This window comes from Allocoleopsis franciscana PCC 7113, from assembly GCF_000317515.1.
Taxonomy (GTDB): domain Bacteria; phylum Cyanobacteriota; class Cyanobacteriia; order Cyanobacteriales; family Coleofasciculaceae; genus Allocoleopsis; species Allocoleopsis franciscana.
This window is the reverse complement of the sequence record NC_019738.1, coordinates 1,413,320-1,428,010: the sequence shown is the minus strand read 5'-3', so window position 1 is coordinate 1,428,010 and position 14,691 is coordinate 1,413,320. Positions and strand designations below refer to the sequence as shown.

Annotated in this window: 14 protein-coding genes; 5 read left to right on the top strand and 9 right to left on the bottom strand. The window is 46.6% G+C overall.

The window, feature by feature from the left end; translation table 11 throughout:
• Positions 1–22: 22 nt before the first annotated feature.
• The 3 genes from MIC7113_RS06040 to MIC7113_RS06030 are packed head-to-tail and all read right to left on the bottom strand — an operon-like array spanning position 23 to position 2,843.
• Complete coding sequence (locus MIC7113_RS06040) at positions 23–1,003, bottom strand: hypothetical protein (protein ID WP_015181293.1); 981 nt, start codon at positions 1,001–1,003, stop codon at positions 23–25.
• A gap of 35 nt (positions 1,004–1,038) precedes the next feature.
• On the bottom strand, positions 1,039–2,304 hold the full coding sequence (locus MIC7113_RS06035; protein ID WP_015181292.1) for an inorganic phosphate transporter: 1,266 nt from the start codon (positions 2,302–2,304) through the stop codon (positions 1,039–1,041).
• Positions 2,304–2,843, bottom strand: a complete 540-nt coding sequence (locus tag MIC7113_RS06030; protein ID WP_015181291.1) for an O-acetyl-ADP-ribose deacetylase — start codon at positions 2,841–2,843, stop codon at positions 2,304–2,306. Before MIC7113_RS06030 ends, MIC7113_RS06035 begins: the two co-directional genes overlap by 1 nt.
• A gap of 42 nt (positions 2,844–2,885) precedes the next feature.
• Here MIC7113_RS06030 and MIC7113_RS36000 point away from each other — a divergent pair, with 42 nt between their 5' ends.
• From MIC7113_RS36000 to cobO, 3 genes are all read left to right on the top strand, one after another.
• Entirely contained in the window at positions 2,886–3,155 is a 270-nt protein-coding gene (locus tag MIC7113_RS36000; RefSeq protein ID WP_015181290.1) for a hypothetical protein, read from the top strand.
• A 209-nt stretch (positions 3,156–3,364) separates the two neighbouring features.
• The gene (locus tag MIC7113_RS06025; protein WP_216596368.1) at positions 3,365–3,727 is read left to right on the top strand and encodes a hypothetical protein; all 363 of its coding nucleotides are present in this window, start codon (positions 3,365–3,367) and stop codon (positions 3,725–3,727) included.
• 226 nt (positions 3,728–3,953) lie between these two features.
• Positions 3,954–4,649, top strand: a complete 696-nt coding sequence (gene cobO / locus MIC7113_RS06020) for a cob(I)yrinic acid a,c-diamide adenosyltransferase (protein ID WP_015181288.1) — start codon at positions 3,954–3,956, stop codon at positions 4,647–4,649.
• Positions 4,650–4,675: 26 nt separating this feature from the next.
• Here the strand turns inward: cobO and MIC7113_RS06015 are convergent, their stop codons facing one another.
• Complete coding sequence (locus MIC7113_RS06015) at positions 4,676–5,470, bottom strand: ion transporter (RefSeq protein ID WP_015181287.1); 795 nt, start codon at positions 5,468–5,470, stop codon at positions 4,676–4,678.
• A gap of 280 nt (positions 5,471–5,750) precedes the next feature.
• Here MIC7113_RS06015 and MIC7113_RS06010 point away from each other — a divergent pair, with 280 nt between their 5' ends.
• Entirely contained in the window at positions 5,751–6,428 is a 678-nt protein-coding gene (locus MIC7113_RS06010) for a cation diffusion facilitator family transporter (protein ID WP_015181286.1), read from the top strand.
• A gap of 17 nt (positions 6,429–6,445) precedes the next feature.
• On the opposite strand, the gene MIC7113_RS06005 is transcribed toward MIC7113_RS06010, so the two are convergent.
• Entirely contained in the window at positions 6,446–7,465 is a 1,020-nt protein-coding gene (locus tag MIC7113_RS06005) for an endonuclease/exonuclease/phosphatase family protein (protein WP_015181285.1), read from the bottom strand.
• Positions 7,466–7,607: 142 nt separating this feature from the next.
• Here MIC7113_RS06005 and MIC7113_RS06000 point away from each other — a divergent pair, with 142 nt between their 5' ends.
• Positions 7,608–8,636 (top strand): TIGR00341 family protein, encoded by a 1,029-nt coding sequence (locus tag MIC7113_RS06000; RefSeq protein ID WP_015181284.1) that lies wholly within the window; start codon positions 7,608–7,610, stop codon positions 8,634–8,636.
• A gap of 104 nt (positions 8,637–8,740) precedes the next feature.
• Here MIC7113_RS06000 and MIC7113_RS05995 read toward each other — a convergent pair whose 3' ends face one another.
• The 4 genes from MIC7113_RS05995 to MIC7113_RS05980 all read right to left on the bottom strand — a co-directional run bounded on the left by MIC7113_RS05995 (position 8,741) and on the right by MIC7113_RS05980 (position 14,646).
• The gene (locus tag MIC7113_RS05995) at positions 8,741–9,784 is read right to left on the bottom strand and encodes an N-acetylmuramoyl-L-alanine amidase (RefSeq protein WP_015181283.1); all 1,044 of its coding nucleotides are present in this window, start codon (positions 9,782–9,784) and stop codon (positions 8,741–8,743) included.
• 378 nt (positions 9,785–10,162) lie between these two features.
• Positions 10,163–11,581 carry an Ig-like domain-containing protein gene (locus tag MIC7113_RS05990; RefSeq protein WP_015181282.1) on the bottom strand — a complete coding sequence of 473 codons (1,419 nt, stop codon included), beginning with the start codon at positions 11,579–11,581 and terminating at the stop codon, positions 10,163–10,165.
• Between the two features lie 138 nt (positions 11,582–11,719).
• The gene (gene mutL, locus MIC7113_RS05985) at positions 11,720–13,462 is read right to left on the bottom strand and encodes a DNA mismatch repair endonuclease MutL (protein ID WP_015181281.1); all 1,743 of its coding nucleotides are present in this window, start codon (positions 13,460–13,462) and stop codon (positions 11,720–11,722) included.
• Between the two features lie 191 nt (positions 13,463–13,653).
• Positions 13,654–14,646 (bottom strand): NAD-dependent epimerase/dehydratase family protein, encoded by a 993-nt coding sequence (locus MIC7113_RS05980; RefSeq protein ID WP_015181280.1) that lies wholly within the window; start codon positions 14,644–14,646, stop codon positions 13,654–13,656.
• Between the last annotated feature and the right edge of the window lie 45 nt (positions 14,647–14,691).

The window sequence follows — 14,691 nt, the reverse complement described above, 5'->3', positions numbered from 1 at the left end:
TATTAATGTAATGCCAACCAACTTAGAGCATCTTTTCAAATTGAAAAAATGCCGTTAAAACCTCTAAAGATATTGTTTCATCCGTTGGAGTTATGGCTTCAAGCTCTCGAATGGTGCTAGGACGCAAGTATTGAAATACTTCTTGTTGCAAAATAGGAATGGCATCAATCGGAAAATCGGCTAATTCTTGTTCATACCGCACTAAACGCGATCGCGCAAAATTCACCTGAAATCGTGTCCGTCGCAACAGTCGCTGTCTAAGATTTTCGGATAATTCTGGCTGCTCATTTTTCAACTTGGGCAATTGCTGATTGCGAATTAACGGCACGATATCTGGATTTTCTTCTAGAAATAACAAACTTCCCTCGTGATTGTAGTCTTCAATCCCATTCATTCCTAACGCGCCAATATCCGCTAAAGCAATGATTCGGGCAACGTAGGATATTGAGCAATCGGTATTGTAAAGTTCGGGTTGATAAATGGCTTGCTGATTCGGATCGTAGGCGCAGATCGTTGCGGCGATCGCTTCCTGCATAATTCGTAAGTCTGAAGCGGTGAAACATGCAGGGTGATGTGGATTTTTTTCCTGGAGTTGCTGATTTAAACGGTGAATGTAACCCAGTAGATATTCAATAGTAGCTTGTTCACTCACTCCCGTTTCCCGCCGCCGGGGGGTATGGGGTTCAGTTGTAGGAATAAAAATCTGAATGGTATCGTGAGCGATCGCACATAGATTAAGTAATAATCTCATTCGCTCTAAATAGTCCTCAGCCGTTTCCTGCTCCAAAGTCGCTTTCCAGGCAGGACGAATGGCTTGAAAGATTCGCTCAGCTCGTTGTTGAACCGCTTTAATGTGTTCGTGGTTATGGTAATAAAGTTGATTCTGAGCAATTTGCCTTTCCAATTCCACTAAAATAAAGGCCGTTACTTGTTCAACACTTTCGGCGAATGTATTAGGAAGTAAATTGAGCAATGATTGGAATTGTTCTGAATTGTAATTCATCACATTAACGGCAATGTCAGCCTCAGCTTACCCGATCACCCAGGCAAAAACAGTAAACGCAGGCAGATAAAAATCATTGCCCCTAAACCAGCAGCTACGGGTAGGGTAATAATCCAAGCCAGCGCAATCCCTTGAACCGTTTCTAAACGGACTTTCTTCCAGTCTTGAGTGAGTCCAATCCCAACAACCGCACCTACCAAAGCATGGGAGGTAGAAACAGGTATCCCCAACCGAGAAGCCATCAAAATGGTGGTGGCAGTGGCAAGTTCGGCGCAAAAACCACTACTCGGTTGGAGCGGAATGATATTTTCCCCAATGGTGGCGATCACATTTTTGCCCCAAATCGCTAAACCAAAAACGATGCCACCCCCGCCGAGGATGAGAATCCACAAAGGTACATTAAATCCCGTCAGGGGAACAGAACCTGTACGTAGAATATACGCGATCGCCGCTAAGGGAGCGATCGCATTCCCCACATCATTAGAACCGTGAGCAAAGGCCACAAAGCAAGCACTCAGGACTTGGAAGCGTCCGAGTAATCGTTCTACAGGATTGGAGAATGGCGACTCTTGATCATTGGGTATGTCTGTAAAACGAGCGAGTTGTCGCCAACTGATAATAGTGAGAGCAACCGCCGCAACAGCTCCCGTAGCAAGGGGTAAGTCGTGGGAGGGAATCGGCAAAGCGGCAAAAAAGGGTTGTTGAAATAGAGTCGGCAGGACGATAATGCCGAAGACGCTAAATAGCGTAGTACTCAACCAAGGAATCCACTCGCGCAGTTGGACGATGGGGTTGGGGCGATCCAGAATGGAGTGCCTGACGACACTGTAGAATCCCGCCGCGATGATGCCACTCACTAGGGGTGTGACAACCCAAGCCAGGGAAATCAGACGAATATTTGACCAATCAACAGCACCGAAACCGGCAGCCACCCAACTAAATCCTGCGATCGCTCCTACTACGGCATGAGACGATGAAACAGGCCAACCCCGGCTGGTGGCAATTTGTAGCCATAAACCACAAGATAGTAATACCGCAATCATGCCTAGCATCAGCAGTTGCGGCATGTCTACAAACAATTCAGGGTTAGCGACTTCTGTGGCGAGGGTGGAGGAAACGCCATGACCGAATAAAACCGCGCCTGTAAACTCCAAAATGCCAGCAATCACGAGCGCTTGCCGGAGGGTAACCGCCTTCGACCCGACGGAAGTCCCCATCGCATTGGCGACATCGTTAGCGCCTAGATTCGATGCCAGGTAGAAAGCTAGGATTGCCGTCAGACCCAGTTGTAGTACAAGCATCACCCTTGCTCGTTAGATAAAATTTCTTTGAGTGCCGACCTATAGCAGTCATAGGTCTGGCGATTGAAACAGACGAACATCACAGCCTCTAAGGAAGAATGGTTTTCCAAAAACAAAAACGTCATGACTTGTTTCACGGCAATTTTGGCAGCGCGTTCCATAGGAAAACCATAAACACCTGTACTAATCGCGGGGAAAGCAATGGAGCGTATCTCATATTGCTCCGCAATCGCGAGACAACGACGATAACAGCTCGCTAATTGCTCATCTTCCCCATACTTTCCATCATGCCAAACAGGCCCTACGGTGTGAATCACCCAATCGGCAGGGAGATTGTAACCCTTGGTAATTTTGGCATCGCCCGTTTTACAGCCCTTTAAACGTCGGCATTCTACCAGTAATTCTGGCCCTGCGGCGAGATGAATCGCCCCATCCACCCCACCACCCCCCAGCAGAGAGGTGTTGGCGGCGTTGACAATGGCATCGACCTGTTGCTGAGTAATATCTCCTTCGAGGAGGGTGATTTTCCCTGATATCATAAATAATTAGTCAATCAAATAGATGTAATTGTACCTAAGCGGATGTTGAAGCGCGTCCCTGACCATCTACGTTGGCAATCTGGGTATATGAAGGTAGCTTTGCCCTTAGGCGCTAGCTCCGCTGGACTAAATCCTACTAGCTCCAGGTTAGACTCTTGCCATGCGCGGCTTGCTCGGTTGAGTCAACGCCATCGTCTCGCGGCTTTATTAGCACAGTGGGCAGCGATCGCGTCCAAAACGACTACAATGCAACAATCGAGTTTTGGCAACAGCAGGCATACGCCAACCTTACACCAGCGCTTCTTGAGCTAAGTATTGTGTTCTCTACAACTCAATAAAAACAAAACCTTCTCTGGGTAAAGCCAAGTGTAGACAAAGACATCAGTAACGGCTCAGTTTTATTCCCCGATAAAACTTTGCCTTGTCAGTCGCTTCAATCATTCACGACTCAGCACACTTCTGTCTAAATGCAACCAATGTTAGCGATATCAAACGAGCTCCTCTCTACTGCTCTAAACAGCATGAAGTTGTCTTCTCCGCTAAAAGCACAAAATCAATGGCCAACATTTGAAGACATTTTGCAGAACCTTCACGCACAGGGAATCTACATCCATTCCGAGCAATTAGCCGAATTTATGCTGGGACACGGATTGCCGGTTCACCTGCGCTATGTACCCGCTCATTTGCGATCCAAAGCGATGGAGGTGAATCAGAACTACCAGGGGGATATGGTACTCGAAGTTGAAGAATCCAATTCGCCTTGCTGGGATTTCTCCTGGATGGAGAATATACAAAAGCCATTCATACACGACAGTCTGGGCGATCGAACGGACTGGATTGAGGATATCGAACAGCCGTCCTGGGACTATTCTTGGATGAAATAATCGATCAGGGATGGGGGAAAAGAGTTGAAAGTTGGGTTCGCTGTTGTGCCGCTTAAGTTGCAAGTTTGCAAGTTAGTCAGTTCGTAAGTTGCTGGTTATACAAAAGTAAACAACCGATTTAAACCTTCAGTCGTCCAACTTTCAACTCTCTCAGGTTAAACCCACTCCTTAACCCTTACCTGAAGGTCTAATTTCCCCTATATCGTTGTCTCTCTAGTTTTGCTCGATGAAAATCAACTCTCAAACTGACTCAAACGAAACATTGGAATTTTCTGATGTTTCTGGTTCAGAATCGTCTGGACTGACGCCAGAGCAATATCGGCGCAAAATGCAGCGGCGGAAGGAGGTACAAGAACAGCGCCTTGCTCAAGCCTCACAAGAGAAGGGTCTGATTATTATTAACACAGGTAACGGCAAGGGGAAAACCACAGCCGCATTAGGGATGGTGTTGCGATCGCTCGGTCATGGTTATCGAGTGGCGATCGTACAATTCATTAAGGGAGCTTGGGAACCTGCCGAGAAAGCGGCCTTCCAACATTGGACCATAGCCGCACCGGACGAAACCCCCCAGTTAGAGTTTCACGCACTCGGAGAAGGGTTCACCTGGGAAACTCAAGATCGAGCACGAGATATTGAAAAAGCGAAAGCCGCATGGGACAAGGCGCTGGAATTTATCCGTAACCCAGACTTTAGACTCGTATTGTTAGATGAAGTGAATGTTGCCTTAAAGCTAGGTTACCTAGATGTTCAAGACGTTCTAGCAGGATTGGCACAAAAGCAAGACATGTCTCACGTTATTCTAACGGGTAGAGGCGCACCTGCTGCCTTAATTGAGCGAGCTGACTTAGTGACGGAAATGACGCTGATTAAACATCCTTTTCGGGAACAGGGGATTAAAGCACAACCGGGGATTGAGTTTTGAGATTAATGCTTTAAATTCTCTAGTTGTTAAGTCACTTCTTCTGGCTCGTTTTCCAAGGGAGTGCCACAGATTTTACAGAACCGAGCATCCTTGTCATGGAACGGTAAACCACAACTTAGACAAGGCATCTCTATTTGGTTAGCTGTTTTAATTAATTGCTTAATCAAATCCCCTAATTGCCATGGAATCAGGGCAATCCCCGTTAAAATCATCAAGACTGTCAGTAAGCGACCGATTTCTGAAAGGGGTGTAACATCCCCAAACCCAACCGTTGTCATGGTGACGACTGAGAAATAAACGGCATCCAAAAAAGTTTGGAATTCCTTCGCATTGACTCGATGTTCAACTTGATAAATCAATCCGGAATAAACAAAAATAATTGTAAATAATGTAAATAAAATTCTGGTAAATATTACCCCATCTTCAGTGTTTATCTTAAAAAAGAAAATTTTCAATTGGATAAATCGGATGAGTCGTAAAATTCTAAACCATCTAAAGATGAGAATAAACCGAATATTTGTAACCCCTAGTAGAAAGGGTAATATAGCCACTAAATCAATTAAAGAGAAGGGACTAAAGAAGAATTTGACTTTGGAATCAGCGCACCAAAAACGTAAGATATACTCAGCTATAAAAATGATGAGGATTCCAGCATCAATCACATCGAGGCTCTGACGCACAGAATGGGGAATGGGGTAAGTTTCTGCTACAAAAATAGATGAAGATAGTAAAATCAAACCCATAAGTAGCAAATTAATCACTCTGCCAACGGGTGTTTCAATATCGCTTAAATAAAACGCAATTTGTTTTCGTATCAGCATTGTATAAACGACTGCATTACTATTACTTACGTTCTGAGCAGTACCAGATTACTTTAGGAAAGATTGTTCCCTACTCTATCAAAATTTACAGGATAAACTAAGCTTGAAGGACGAACAGACACGATCGATGTTCCAGGCAAGGTACACCAGGGGATTGCTTGCTGTCGTACACAGACATGAAACATTTCTGCAACAAGTGAGTCATCACTAATGTTAGGGTTGATTATTAGCAAAACTATGGGTGTGTAAGTTCTAATTACAACATTGTTAGCGAATTGCAATGCATCATCATTCCACCTCCTGCGTTCATCACACAATTCCTGTCAGTCATTCGTCCCAGCCAAGCCGTAAGGTGAGGCTACTGCTGATTGCGTTGGTTCTGATTTGCAGCTTTGCCGTTGCAGAGTTAACCGTAGGATTATTTAGCCATAGTCTTGCACTCCTCGCTGATTCAGGCCATCTGGCGTCTGATTGTTTGGCATTGATCCTGGCGTTACTGGCAAGCTGGATCGCTCAGCGCCGTCGTTCTAGTGATTCAGTACCGGGAAACCATTGGGTTGAAGTCTTGGCGGCGTTGATCAATGGTTTGGGACTGGTGGCGATCGCACTTTGGATTGGTTGGGAAGCGGTGGAACGTCTCCAGTCTCCTCCTGTGGAAATTCTGAGTCTGCCGATGTTGGCGACGGCTAGCGTTGGGTTTGGAGTCAACAGCGTCAATATTTTCTTATTGCACAAAGATAGCCATCATGACCTTAACATCAAGGGAGCTTTTTTGCATATTCTGGCGGATGCGGCAAGTTCAATTGGGGTTATTTTAGCTGCGATCGCAGTTTGGGCGCTGAATTGGCTCTGGGCGGATGCTGTGATCACACTGTTCGTCTCAGGGTTGATTATTCTGAGTGCAACTCCTTTGATTGTTCAAAGTCTCAATGCTCTGTTTGCTAAGTTTTCTGAGTGACTTCTTCAGGACTGACTCTAAAAACCTCTTTGCAATTCCACCAACAGTGGCAAATGATCTGAGCCAATATTGGCACCCGTAGCACGGTTGATCGTTCTAATTGATGAACTATGCAAACAATGGTCGATCGCAACCATAAGTGGAGAGGGTAAAGCGGCGTGCCATGTCGGTTGCAACCCAAACCCGCGTAGTGAATTACGCAGATTACTATCTTGTAAAAACTTCTCGTATCGACCGGACCAGGGGGTAGTATTAAAATCACCTATCACAACAACTTCCCGCTTCTCCTGTCTCTGCTGACGAAGGCTCCACTCGGCGGCGGCATCAAACTCTACCTGTTGAAAGGCTGAAGAGCCGCGATTCTGTGGACGGGCTATACTCAAACCGAGGATTACCACTTCTGTGCTGTCCCATCGCAGCGTAGTTTCGATCAGGGGTGCTCCTGAGTTAGGCGGCAATTCTATGATTTGCGTCGCTACTATCTCAACTGACTGGGATGGCGTAGTGGGTACAAGCATAGCTACACCCGTGGAATTCTCTCGTGGTAAAGACGTAGCCACTCGGTATCGTGAGAGATTGGATTGCAGCGTACTCAGCGATCTCGATGTGACCTCTTGCAACAGCACTAAATCAACGTTTTGTGATTCTATATACTGTATGGCTGGGCTTGTTTCCTGATTGTGATGATCGAGGTTAACCAGGAGAAGACGCAATGTACTGCCAGGGATGAGGTTGGCAGGTTGTAAATCAGAGCCTTGAGCGGGTGAGAAAAATAGGGGAACAATCAGCACCAGGTTGAGTAATAACGGCAAACACCAAGCAAAGCTCCAGGCTTGACGCGAAATGCCACCAACCACGACGGCAGCTATTAGAATTAAACAATATTGGGGTCTGGGATGCTCGAACAGCTCGAAAACCCACCACAGACTCCCGGCAAAACCGAGAAGGGTAGCGATTGTGGCACCGGCTGCTGCAACATTCAGTAAGAATTTAGCTAAACTGACCGCTCTTTTTAAGGCCAATCTTGACTGAGACATCTATCTGGAGACTGATTGAGTCAGTCCAAGTTAGCACAGAGCCAGAGAAAGAGTAGTAAGTTAGAGGAGCGATCGCGGGTTTATACCAAGTTGCAGTATTTAGAGCGAAAGTTTGTATAGGCAACAAAGCACCTAAATATCTATGAACTTACGTCTAATTGAAGTATTCCTTCCTGATGAAGACGCCCAGAAAGTACCAGAATTACTCCAAGACTATTCCTTAATAGAGATTTGGCAGACTCAGCTATGCAATCATCAAACTCTCGTTAAAATACTGTTGTCTGGGGAAGAAGCCGAAACGGCAATTGATCAATTAGAAACTCACTTTTCTCAAGTTGATGGCTTTCGCCTTATTCTGCTTTCTGTAGAAGCATCTATCCCTCGACCCTCACGACCTCCAGAGATAGGGGCTGAACTCAAAAAACAACCGCAGGAACAGGAGTTAGATACTCAACTATCTCGGATCAACCGTCATGAACTTTATGAAGATGTTTCTGCCACGGTAATCCTGTCATGGACTCATATTTTGATGGTTCTGCTCTCAACAGTTATTGCTGCCATTGGCCTGTTACGGGATGACGGAACTATCATTATCGGTTCTATGGTTATAGCCCCTTTACTGGGTCCGAATATGGCGTTATCGCTTGCCACGACTCTTGGAGATACAACTCTTGCCCGTCAGGCTGTAAAAATTGGTGCTGTTGGTATCTGTATTGCTTTGTCTTTGTCTGTCGTAATTGGATATTTTTTCACCGTCAACCCAGAGATTCCTGAAATTGCCTCCAGGACAAGAGTGAGTGGCTCAGACCTTATCCTGGCTTTTGCCTCAGGTATGGCAGGCGCACTCTCACTCACATCCGGAGGCACAAATGCCATTGTGGGAGTTATGGTAGCCGTGGCTTTACTCCCACCTTTAGTGGCATTCGGATTGTTAATTGGCTCAGGTCATGGGCAAGTCGCTGTAGGGTCAATGTTGTTATTACTAACTAACTTGATCTGCCTAAATTTAGCAGGATTGATTACGTTTTCAGTACAGAAGATTCGCCCTAGAAAATGGTGGGAAGCCAATTTGGCTCAGAAAGTAAGACATACTGCATTTTCGGTATGGTTTGTGCTGCTATCAGCACTGATGTTTGGGATTGGGCTGTGGTGGAAGAATCATCAGATTTAGATGAACCAAGAATCCCCGTGGGTTCACGCCGGGGAATGTCAACTCACTTGAAAACCATTGATGAAAACTCCAACCCACAGTATGCTGTTAGCGATCGCCCTTGTTTAATGCAACCCCCCAACATATTGGTTTTGCTGAATGTACTGAAGGATGCCATTGGCGATCGCTTGTGCCATTTGGTTCTCGTATGCGGCGGTGGCGAGTCTGGGTGCGTCTTCAACACCCGTCACAAAACCCACTTCCACTAAAACGGCTGGCATGGGATTATTCCTGAGGACGTAAAATCTGGCTCGTCGTACTCTGCGATCTTTAATATCAAGACTTTGCAAAATACTGTTGTGGATGGTTTGAGCCAAACGCTCACCGCGCTCAAAATAATAGGTTTCTAATCCATTGACATCTGGACGCTTATCGATGGAATTGGCGTGAATGCTGACAAACAAGTCAGCACGCTCCCGTTTTGCCATTTCCACTCGTGGAGCCAAATCTACGAAATAATCACTTGATCGCGTCAAAATAGCGTGGATACCCTGTTGCTCTAAAATGGCGGCGACTCGTTGTGAGATCGGCAGGATAACATCCTTCTCTTGTAAGCCACCCAATCCAACCGCTCCAGAATCTTTCCCGCCATGCCCCGGATCAATCATCACCACTAATCGCCCCTTAGGAACCTGGGAATCGCTGACGGTTGGACGACTCACAGCCGGCGCGGGTACAGGAATCTCTAGAGGTGGGGAAACTGAATTGGGCAACTGGGCTACTTGTTGGGGGATAGGTAATTGCACTATCCATTGATTAGAGGAAATTCCCCGAAATTGCACATTTTGAGGGTTGAGTGTGTAACCCGGATTGAGTTCAACCACCAAGCGGGTTGTATCGTTATCAACCTGTCCGACTCGCACTGAGCGAATAGCTCCTCCTACCAGTTGATCGGCGGTTGAGCGTTCCACCATAATACCGGGCAAATCAATCACCAGACGTGTGGGATTGCTAATGAGCTGTGCCTTAGGTTGAACCCCTTCGTCTGTGATAAAGATCAATCGATTCTGATTGGCTTCAAAACGCCAATTGAGCAGTTGGCGGGCATAAGCAGGAGAGGAGAGCAGAAAAAAGCCCAAAAAACTGGGCAATAACCAGTGAAGTTTCACAATTCAAGTGCCTTAGAGCAATGTGTGTTAAGGAGCCGGTCAACCCATTGAAGAATTTTGGATTGCCGAATAAGGATTTTCCCACATAAGTAAGAGTTGGGAGACAGAGAGTGTCGCCCAGGGAATTGCTAATTTGTACCAAGAGTCCCAAATGACGATTTTCAATTGTCCAATGACTGAAGCCTTTGAGCTGGAATGAATGCCCAATCATGGAAAAATTAACATCCTGGCATCAGCGATCGCCCTATCAGTAGAGAGTACCCTTTATAAGTCAAGCACCCAGTATTGTTTTTCTTCAATATAAACGGAGCCAAATCGGGTAAGATGATGCGTTGAATCGACTATGCCTCTCCCTAGAAAAACATCAATCCTTCCCTATCAGGGTAACCAGTAAGGGTGAAAACCCCGTAAAGGTAACTCTTGATAAGGAACAGAGCTAGTCGTGGATTGTGGTGTTTTGTTGACCAGAGGCAGCAATAAGAGGCGACTCGTCGTAATCGCAGACCCAACATCTGTGGTTAAATCCTCTGGTGAGGGCAGTGTTGGTTTCGTAACAACCTGATCAAACAGCAGCGACAAGCCATCGGGTGAGACACTCATCTCCATCTCCGACGGATTGGACTGAACGAACAGTGGCTCAACTTTAAAGGTTTTTAAGTCAATTCCTACCAGGGAGAGTTGTTGAGAGTATTCTTTCCCCTGTACTAACTGGAGCATTAAGCAGTAGAGCTTTTTGGCAGTGGTGTCGAACTGACAGTTGAGCCATTCGCCGTTCGTCCTCAGGAGTTCTTTCTGTTCACCCTGGTTCGTGACCAGAAACAGAGATTGTGTAGAATCGCTGTTCGATTTTAACATCGCGGCTCGGACGCCATCGCTGGAAAAATGGAGTACCTTGTCAAACTTGGGGAGAAAATCCAAGGGTTTTGCTTGAGGTGTCAGGGGCAAAATCGCCACCCCCTCTCCTGGGGAATTGGCGATCGCTTCACTATCCGGTGTAATCAAAAAGTCCCCTCCAGGCTGTTTGAGCAAGGGTTGCCAAGGCTCATTGGGTTGCAGTACCCACAGTCCAGAGTCCTCGATATGACTCCGATTCACCCGAAAAACGACAATAACTTGCCCATTGGGGGATAGGTCAAATTTGAGATTTTGATAGTTTAAGTTGTCTAAAATTAGGTCGATGCTGCCAGCTTTTGGGGTCGAGTTGGGTTGGCTTGCAGACATCCCAGGCAACCCCGTGGTGACGGTGTACAGTTGTTGTTCAAACAATCCGGAGCCATAATTTGACCAATCGCTAGCCGCAAATAAAATGCGATCGCCTGTTGGGTAAGGTTTAAAGTCTGTCACAACCCAGTTTTTGGGGGTGAGGGGTGTTTTTTGTTGGCGGGTGAGGTTGAAGAGAATTAACCGTCCCTTCTCTTCTCCCTCGACACCTAAATAGGCCAAGGCGCGATCGCGGGTGCGAAATCGACCGGCAAACGGCTGCATCTGATTTCCCGCTTCCCCCATGTACTGTTGTGCCTTCTGCAATTTCACTTGATAGGCTGTGCCATAGGGTGCTGGATTGGATAAAGTATAGACCAACCGCCGTCCAGCCCAACTCAACAATCCTGGTAGGGGTGGCTCAATATGGAGGTTGGCTTCCACACTGGCATGATCCATAGGACGGTTGAAGGTAAGGACAAAGAAGGTATCCGCCACCCCAACTTGTTTGTTTTGCCAACTAAACTCGCGCACATAAGGTTGAGTGCGATCGCCTCCCCACAACACCAGGCCAATTAGCAGACTCAGCACTAGCATAAGGGTGATTGCGGCGCGATCGATTGGCTCTAAGAATTTTGAGGGTTGAGTTGGGCTGGACACTCTCACACTTCAGTACACAGTCAACTGACTATGCTACATCAAACGCTTCATGGGGCTTGGGCATTATCTTAGGCACTAAATCCCATGACTCTTACCAATCACCCAATGACGGCGAAAGAAGCGGGCAAGGGATGACTCTTCTAACGCTAAATAAATAGGGCGTCCGTGGGGACAGGTGCGGGGATGACGGGTGCGTGTCCATTGGTCTAACAAGGTCTGCATTTGGTGTAAGCTCAAAGGCGTACCATTGCGAATGGCACTACGGCAAGCTGTTGCAACTTGAGCCGTTTGCAAATCTCCCCCTAAACTCAGTTCTAACAAAGCTGCTGCACAATCTTCTCGTTTTGTCAATAGATCCGGCGCATTTCGTACCGCCCATAGCTGCTCACCGAAGGGTTCTATCTCTAACCCTAAGCGTTGAAGTTGCTCGACTTGAGCGGGTGTCAAATGGCTGAGAATGGCTGGGGGTTCTAACGGCACGAGTTGCCAGCGATCGCACAGTTGCTCGTACAAAACTCGCTCATGGGCAATATGTTGTTCCACCAGCCACATCCCCGTCGGATGCTCCGCCACAATATACATATTGTGAACCTGAGCCACGGCTCGCAGTTCAATTAACCCAATTTCACCAGATTTTTGAGTTTTTTCTGCCTCCTCTGATGTGGGTTGTATGGAACGACTCACGTTGTAGCCAGCTTTTTCTTCCGATACCTTGAGTAATGTTGTCACTCGCTGGGATTGGTTTGCTTCTGAAGCCTGGGTGGGACTAATGCGTAAGGCTTGCTCGATCGCACGGGAGGCTTGTTCCTGCCAGTAGGAAAGGGAATGTAAGTAAATTTCCGCCTTAGCCGGATGGCGATTCCAATCAATGAGGCTGGGGCAGATTTGCAGGTGGAGAAAACAAATCGGGTAGCGATCGCGGGGACAAGTTCGCGAAGTCGCGGCTAAGATGGTTTGTTCCAATTCAGGCGATCGCACTAAGCGTCGATTCGTCGCCACCTTTACCCAATCTGGGCGTCGTCGATGGCACCGATCCGGTAGTCCCAAAACGATCTGAATCAACGAATTTGGGATTTTAGATACAGGATTTTGCCCAGGGAAATCTTCGCCACCCCCAGTCTCCGGCGTCGGTATTTCCACGCAGAGATACTGCAAGTCCGTCTGCCGTACCTGTCGCAAGATTTGGGGGAGAATGTGTTGAGTGGTTATACCGGCACTGAGGCTAAACCAAGGACGCTCATTTTGCTGCACTTGCCAAGTAACACGGGGATGGCACAGGGCAATTTGCTGAATCGTGGTTTGTATTGCTTTGAGTTGTTGTGCCACTGACGGTAAGCCCTTGCGGCGCACAGGCCAATTTCCGAATAAATTGGAGACAGTGACAACTGTACCCGGAGCGATCGCACAAGCGTCCACCTGCGCCGGTTCACCTTCGGAGTTATACCTCACTCGCCAACCCTCAAGGTTCGGAGTTTGTCGGCTCAAAATCTCCAAATCAGCTAACGCCACTAAACTATGCAACGCTTCCCCGCGAAATCCTAAACTCGTAATCTTCCACAGATCATCACTGGTACGGATTTTGCTGGTGCTATGGGCAGTCGCGGCTTGTTGCAAATCTCCCAAATCCATGCCCATGCCATTATCTGCCACCCGTACTCGCCACTGCTCAGACCACACCGAAACTGCGATCCGCGTTGCACCCGCATCTAGGGCGTTTTCTACCAACTCTCGCACCACTGCCGCTAAAGAGTCAATGACCTCACCGGCGGCAATGAGATTTACCACCTCTTTGGGTAAGGCTCTAATACCAAAGCTCATAAATTCCAATATAGCGGAGGCATAAGACAGTCGATTGTGCCTCAACCTTTAGAGCTTATCGGAAAAGTGGGTTTTATGGCCTTTGTCGTAGCGAGTTAGGCTAGAGTCTATTGGGATAGGTAAGATGCTTCAGGAGCTTTTTAAAAGGGTGATTCGCCAGCGTTATTACCAAGAGATTTATTCTTGTGAATCTATAGGTTGCCACAAGTAACTGCAATATGATGTATCTTTGCCGGGGTTCTTCTTTCTAGAGTTATACACCTCTTTGTTTTCCTCATGTAATCCAATCTAGCTAACCCTTCATAGAGTCCAATTTTGGGAGACCAACCATAAATTTCAAAGGCAAGTCGGTTAGACAGAATACTTACACTAACATCACTCGAACGAGCCGGAATAAACTCTTTTTGAATAATTCGACCAGAAACCTCTTCAACAGCTTGAACAATCTCCCGAACACTATAACCTATGCCTGAAGAAATATTAACAATTGAAGACCCAGGTTTTTGAGCCACCAGTATCAGTGCTTCCGTTACGTCATCTATATAAAGATAGTCTCTGACAGCCTCACCGTTACCATAAAGTTTAAGTACCTGATTGGAGTAAGCACAATTCATGGCAACTGCAATAATTCCTTGGGCTTTCAAGGGATTTTGTCCAGCCCCAAAAGGATTCGAGATTCGCAGTATATTAACATCTAGTGTTGTTGAGCGGGCATAAAAATTAAGAAAGTTCTCGATGGTTAGCTTACTTTGCCCATAAACCGATTTAGGCAGGAGAGGATGTTCTTCAGGAATTGGAGTAATTTGAGGTTCACCATAAACGGTACCTCCAGATGAAGTGTAAACAATTTTTTTAACGCCATTAGCCATAGCAGATTCGACCAGGCGAATAGTGGGAAATAAATTGCTTACAGCATCATCAAGGCTACTTCCCATTGGTGAACTTGGACTCGTTGTTGAGATGAGATGAAAAATCACATCAATATCTTTTGTTACATCCCGCAAGGATTCTGGGTCTTGAAAATCACCGTAGACGATTTCGATTCGCTCTAAAATATCTTCCAAAAAGGAAAGAGAAGAACCGGGACGAACGAGAATTCTCGGATATTCACCTCTAGCAACTAAGGTTCTCACTAGGTTGCCGCCAATAAAACCAGTTGCGCCTAGAATTAGTGTTCTTTGCATTGTTTCTCCCTTCTAATCCTGATAACCAAGCGAGTTTCGAGAACT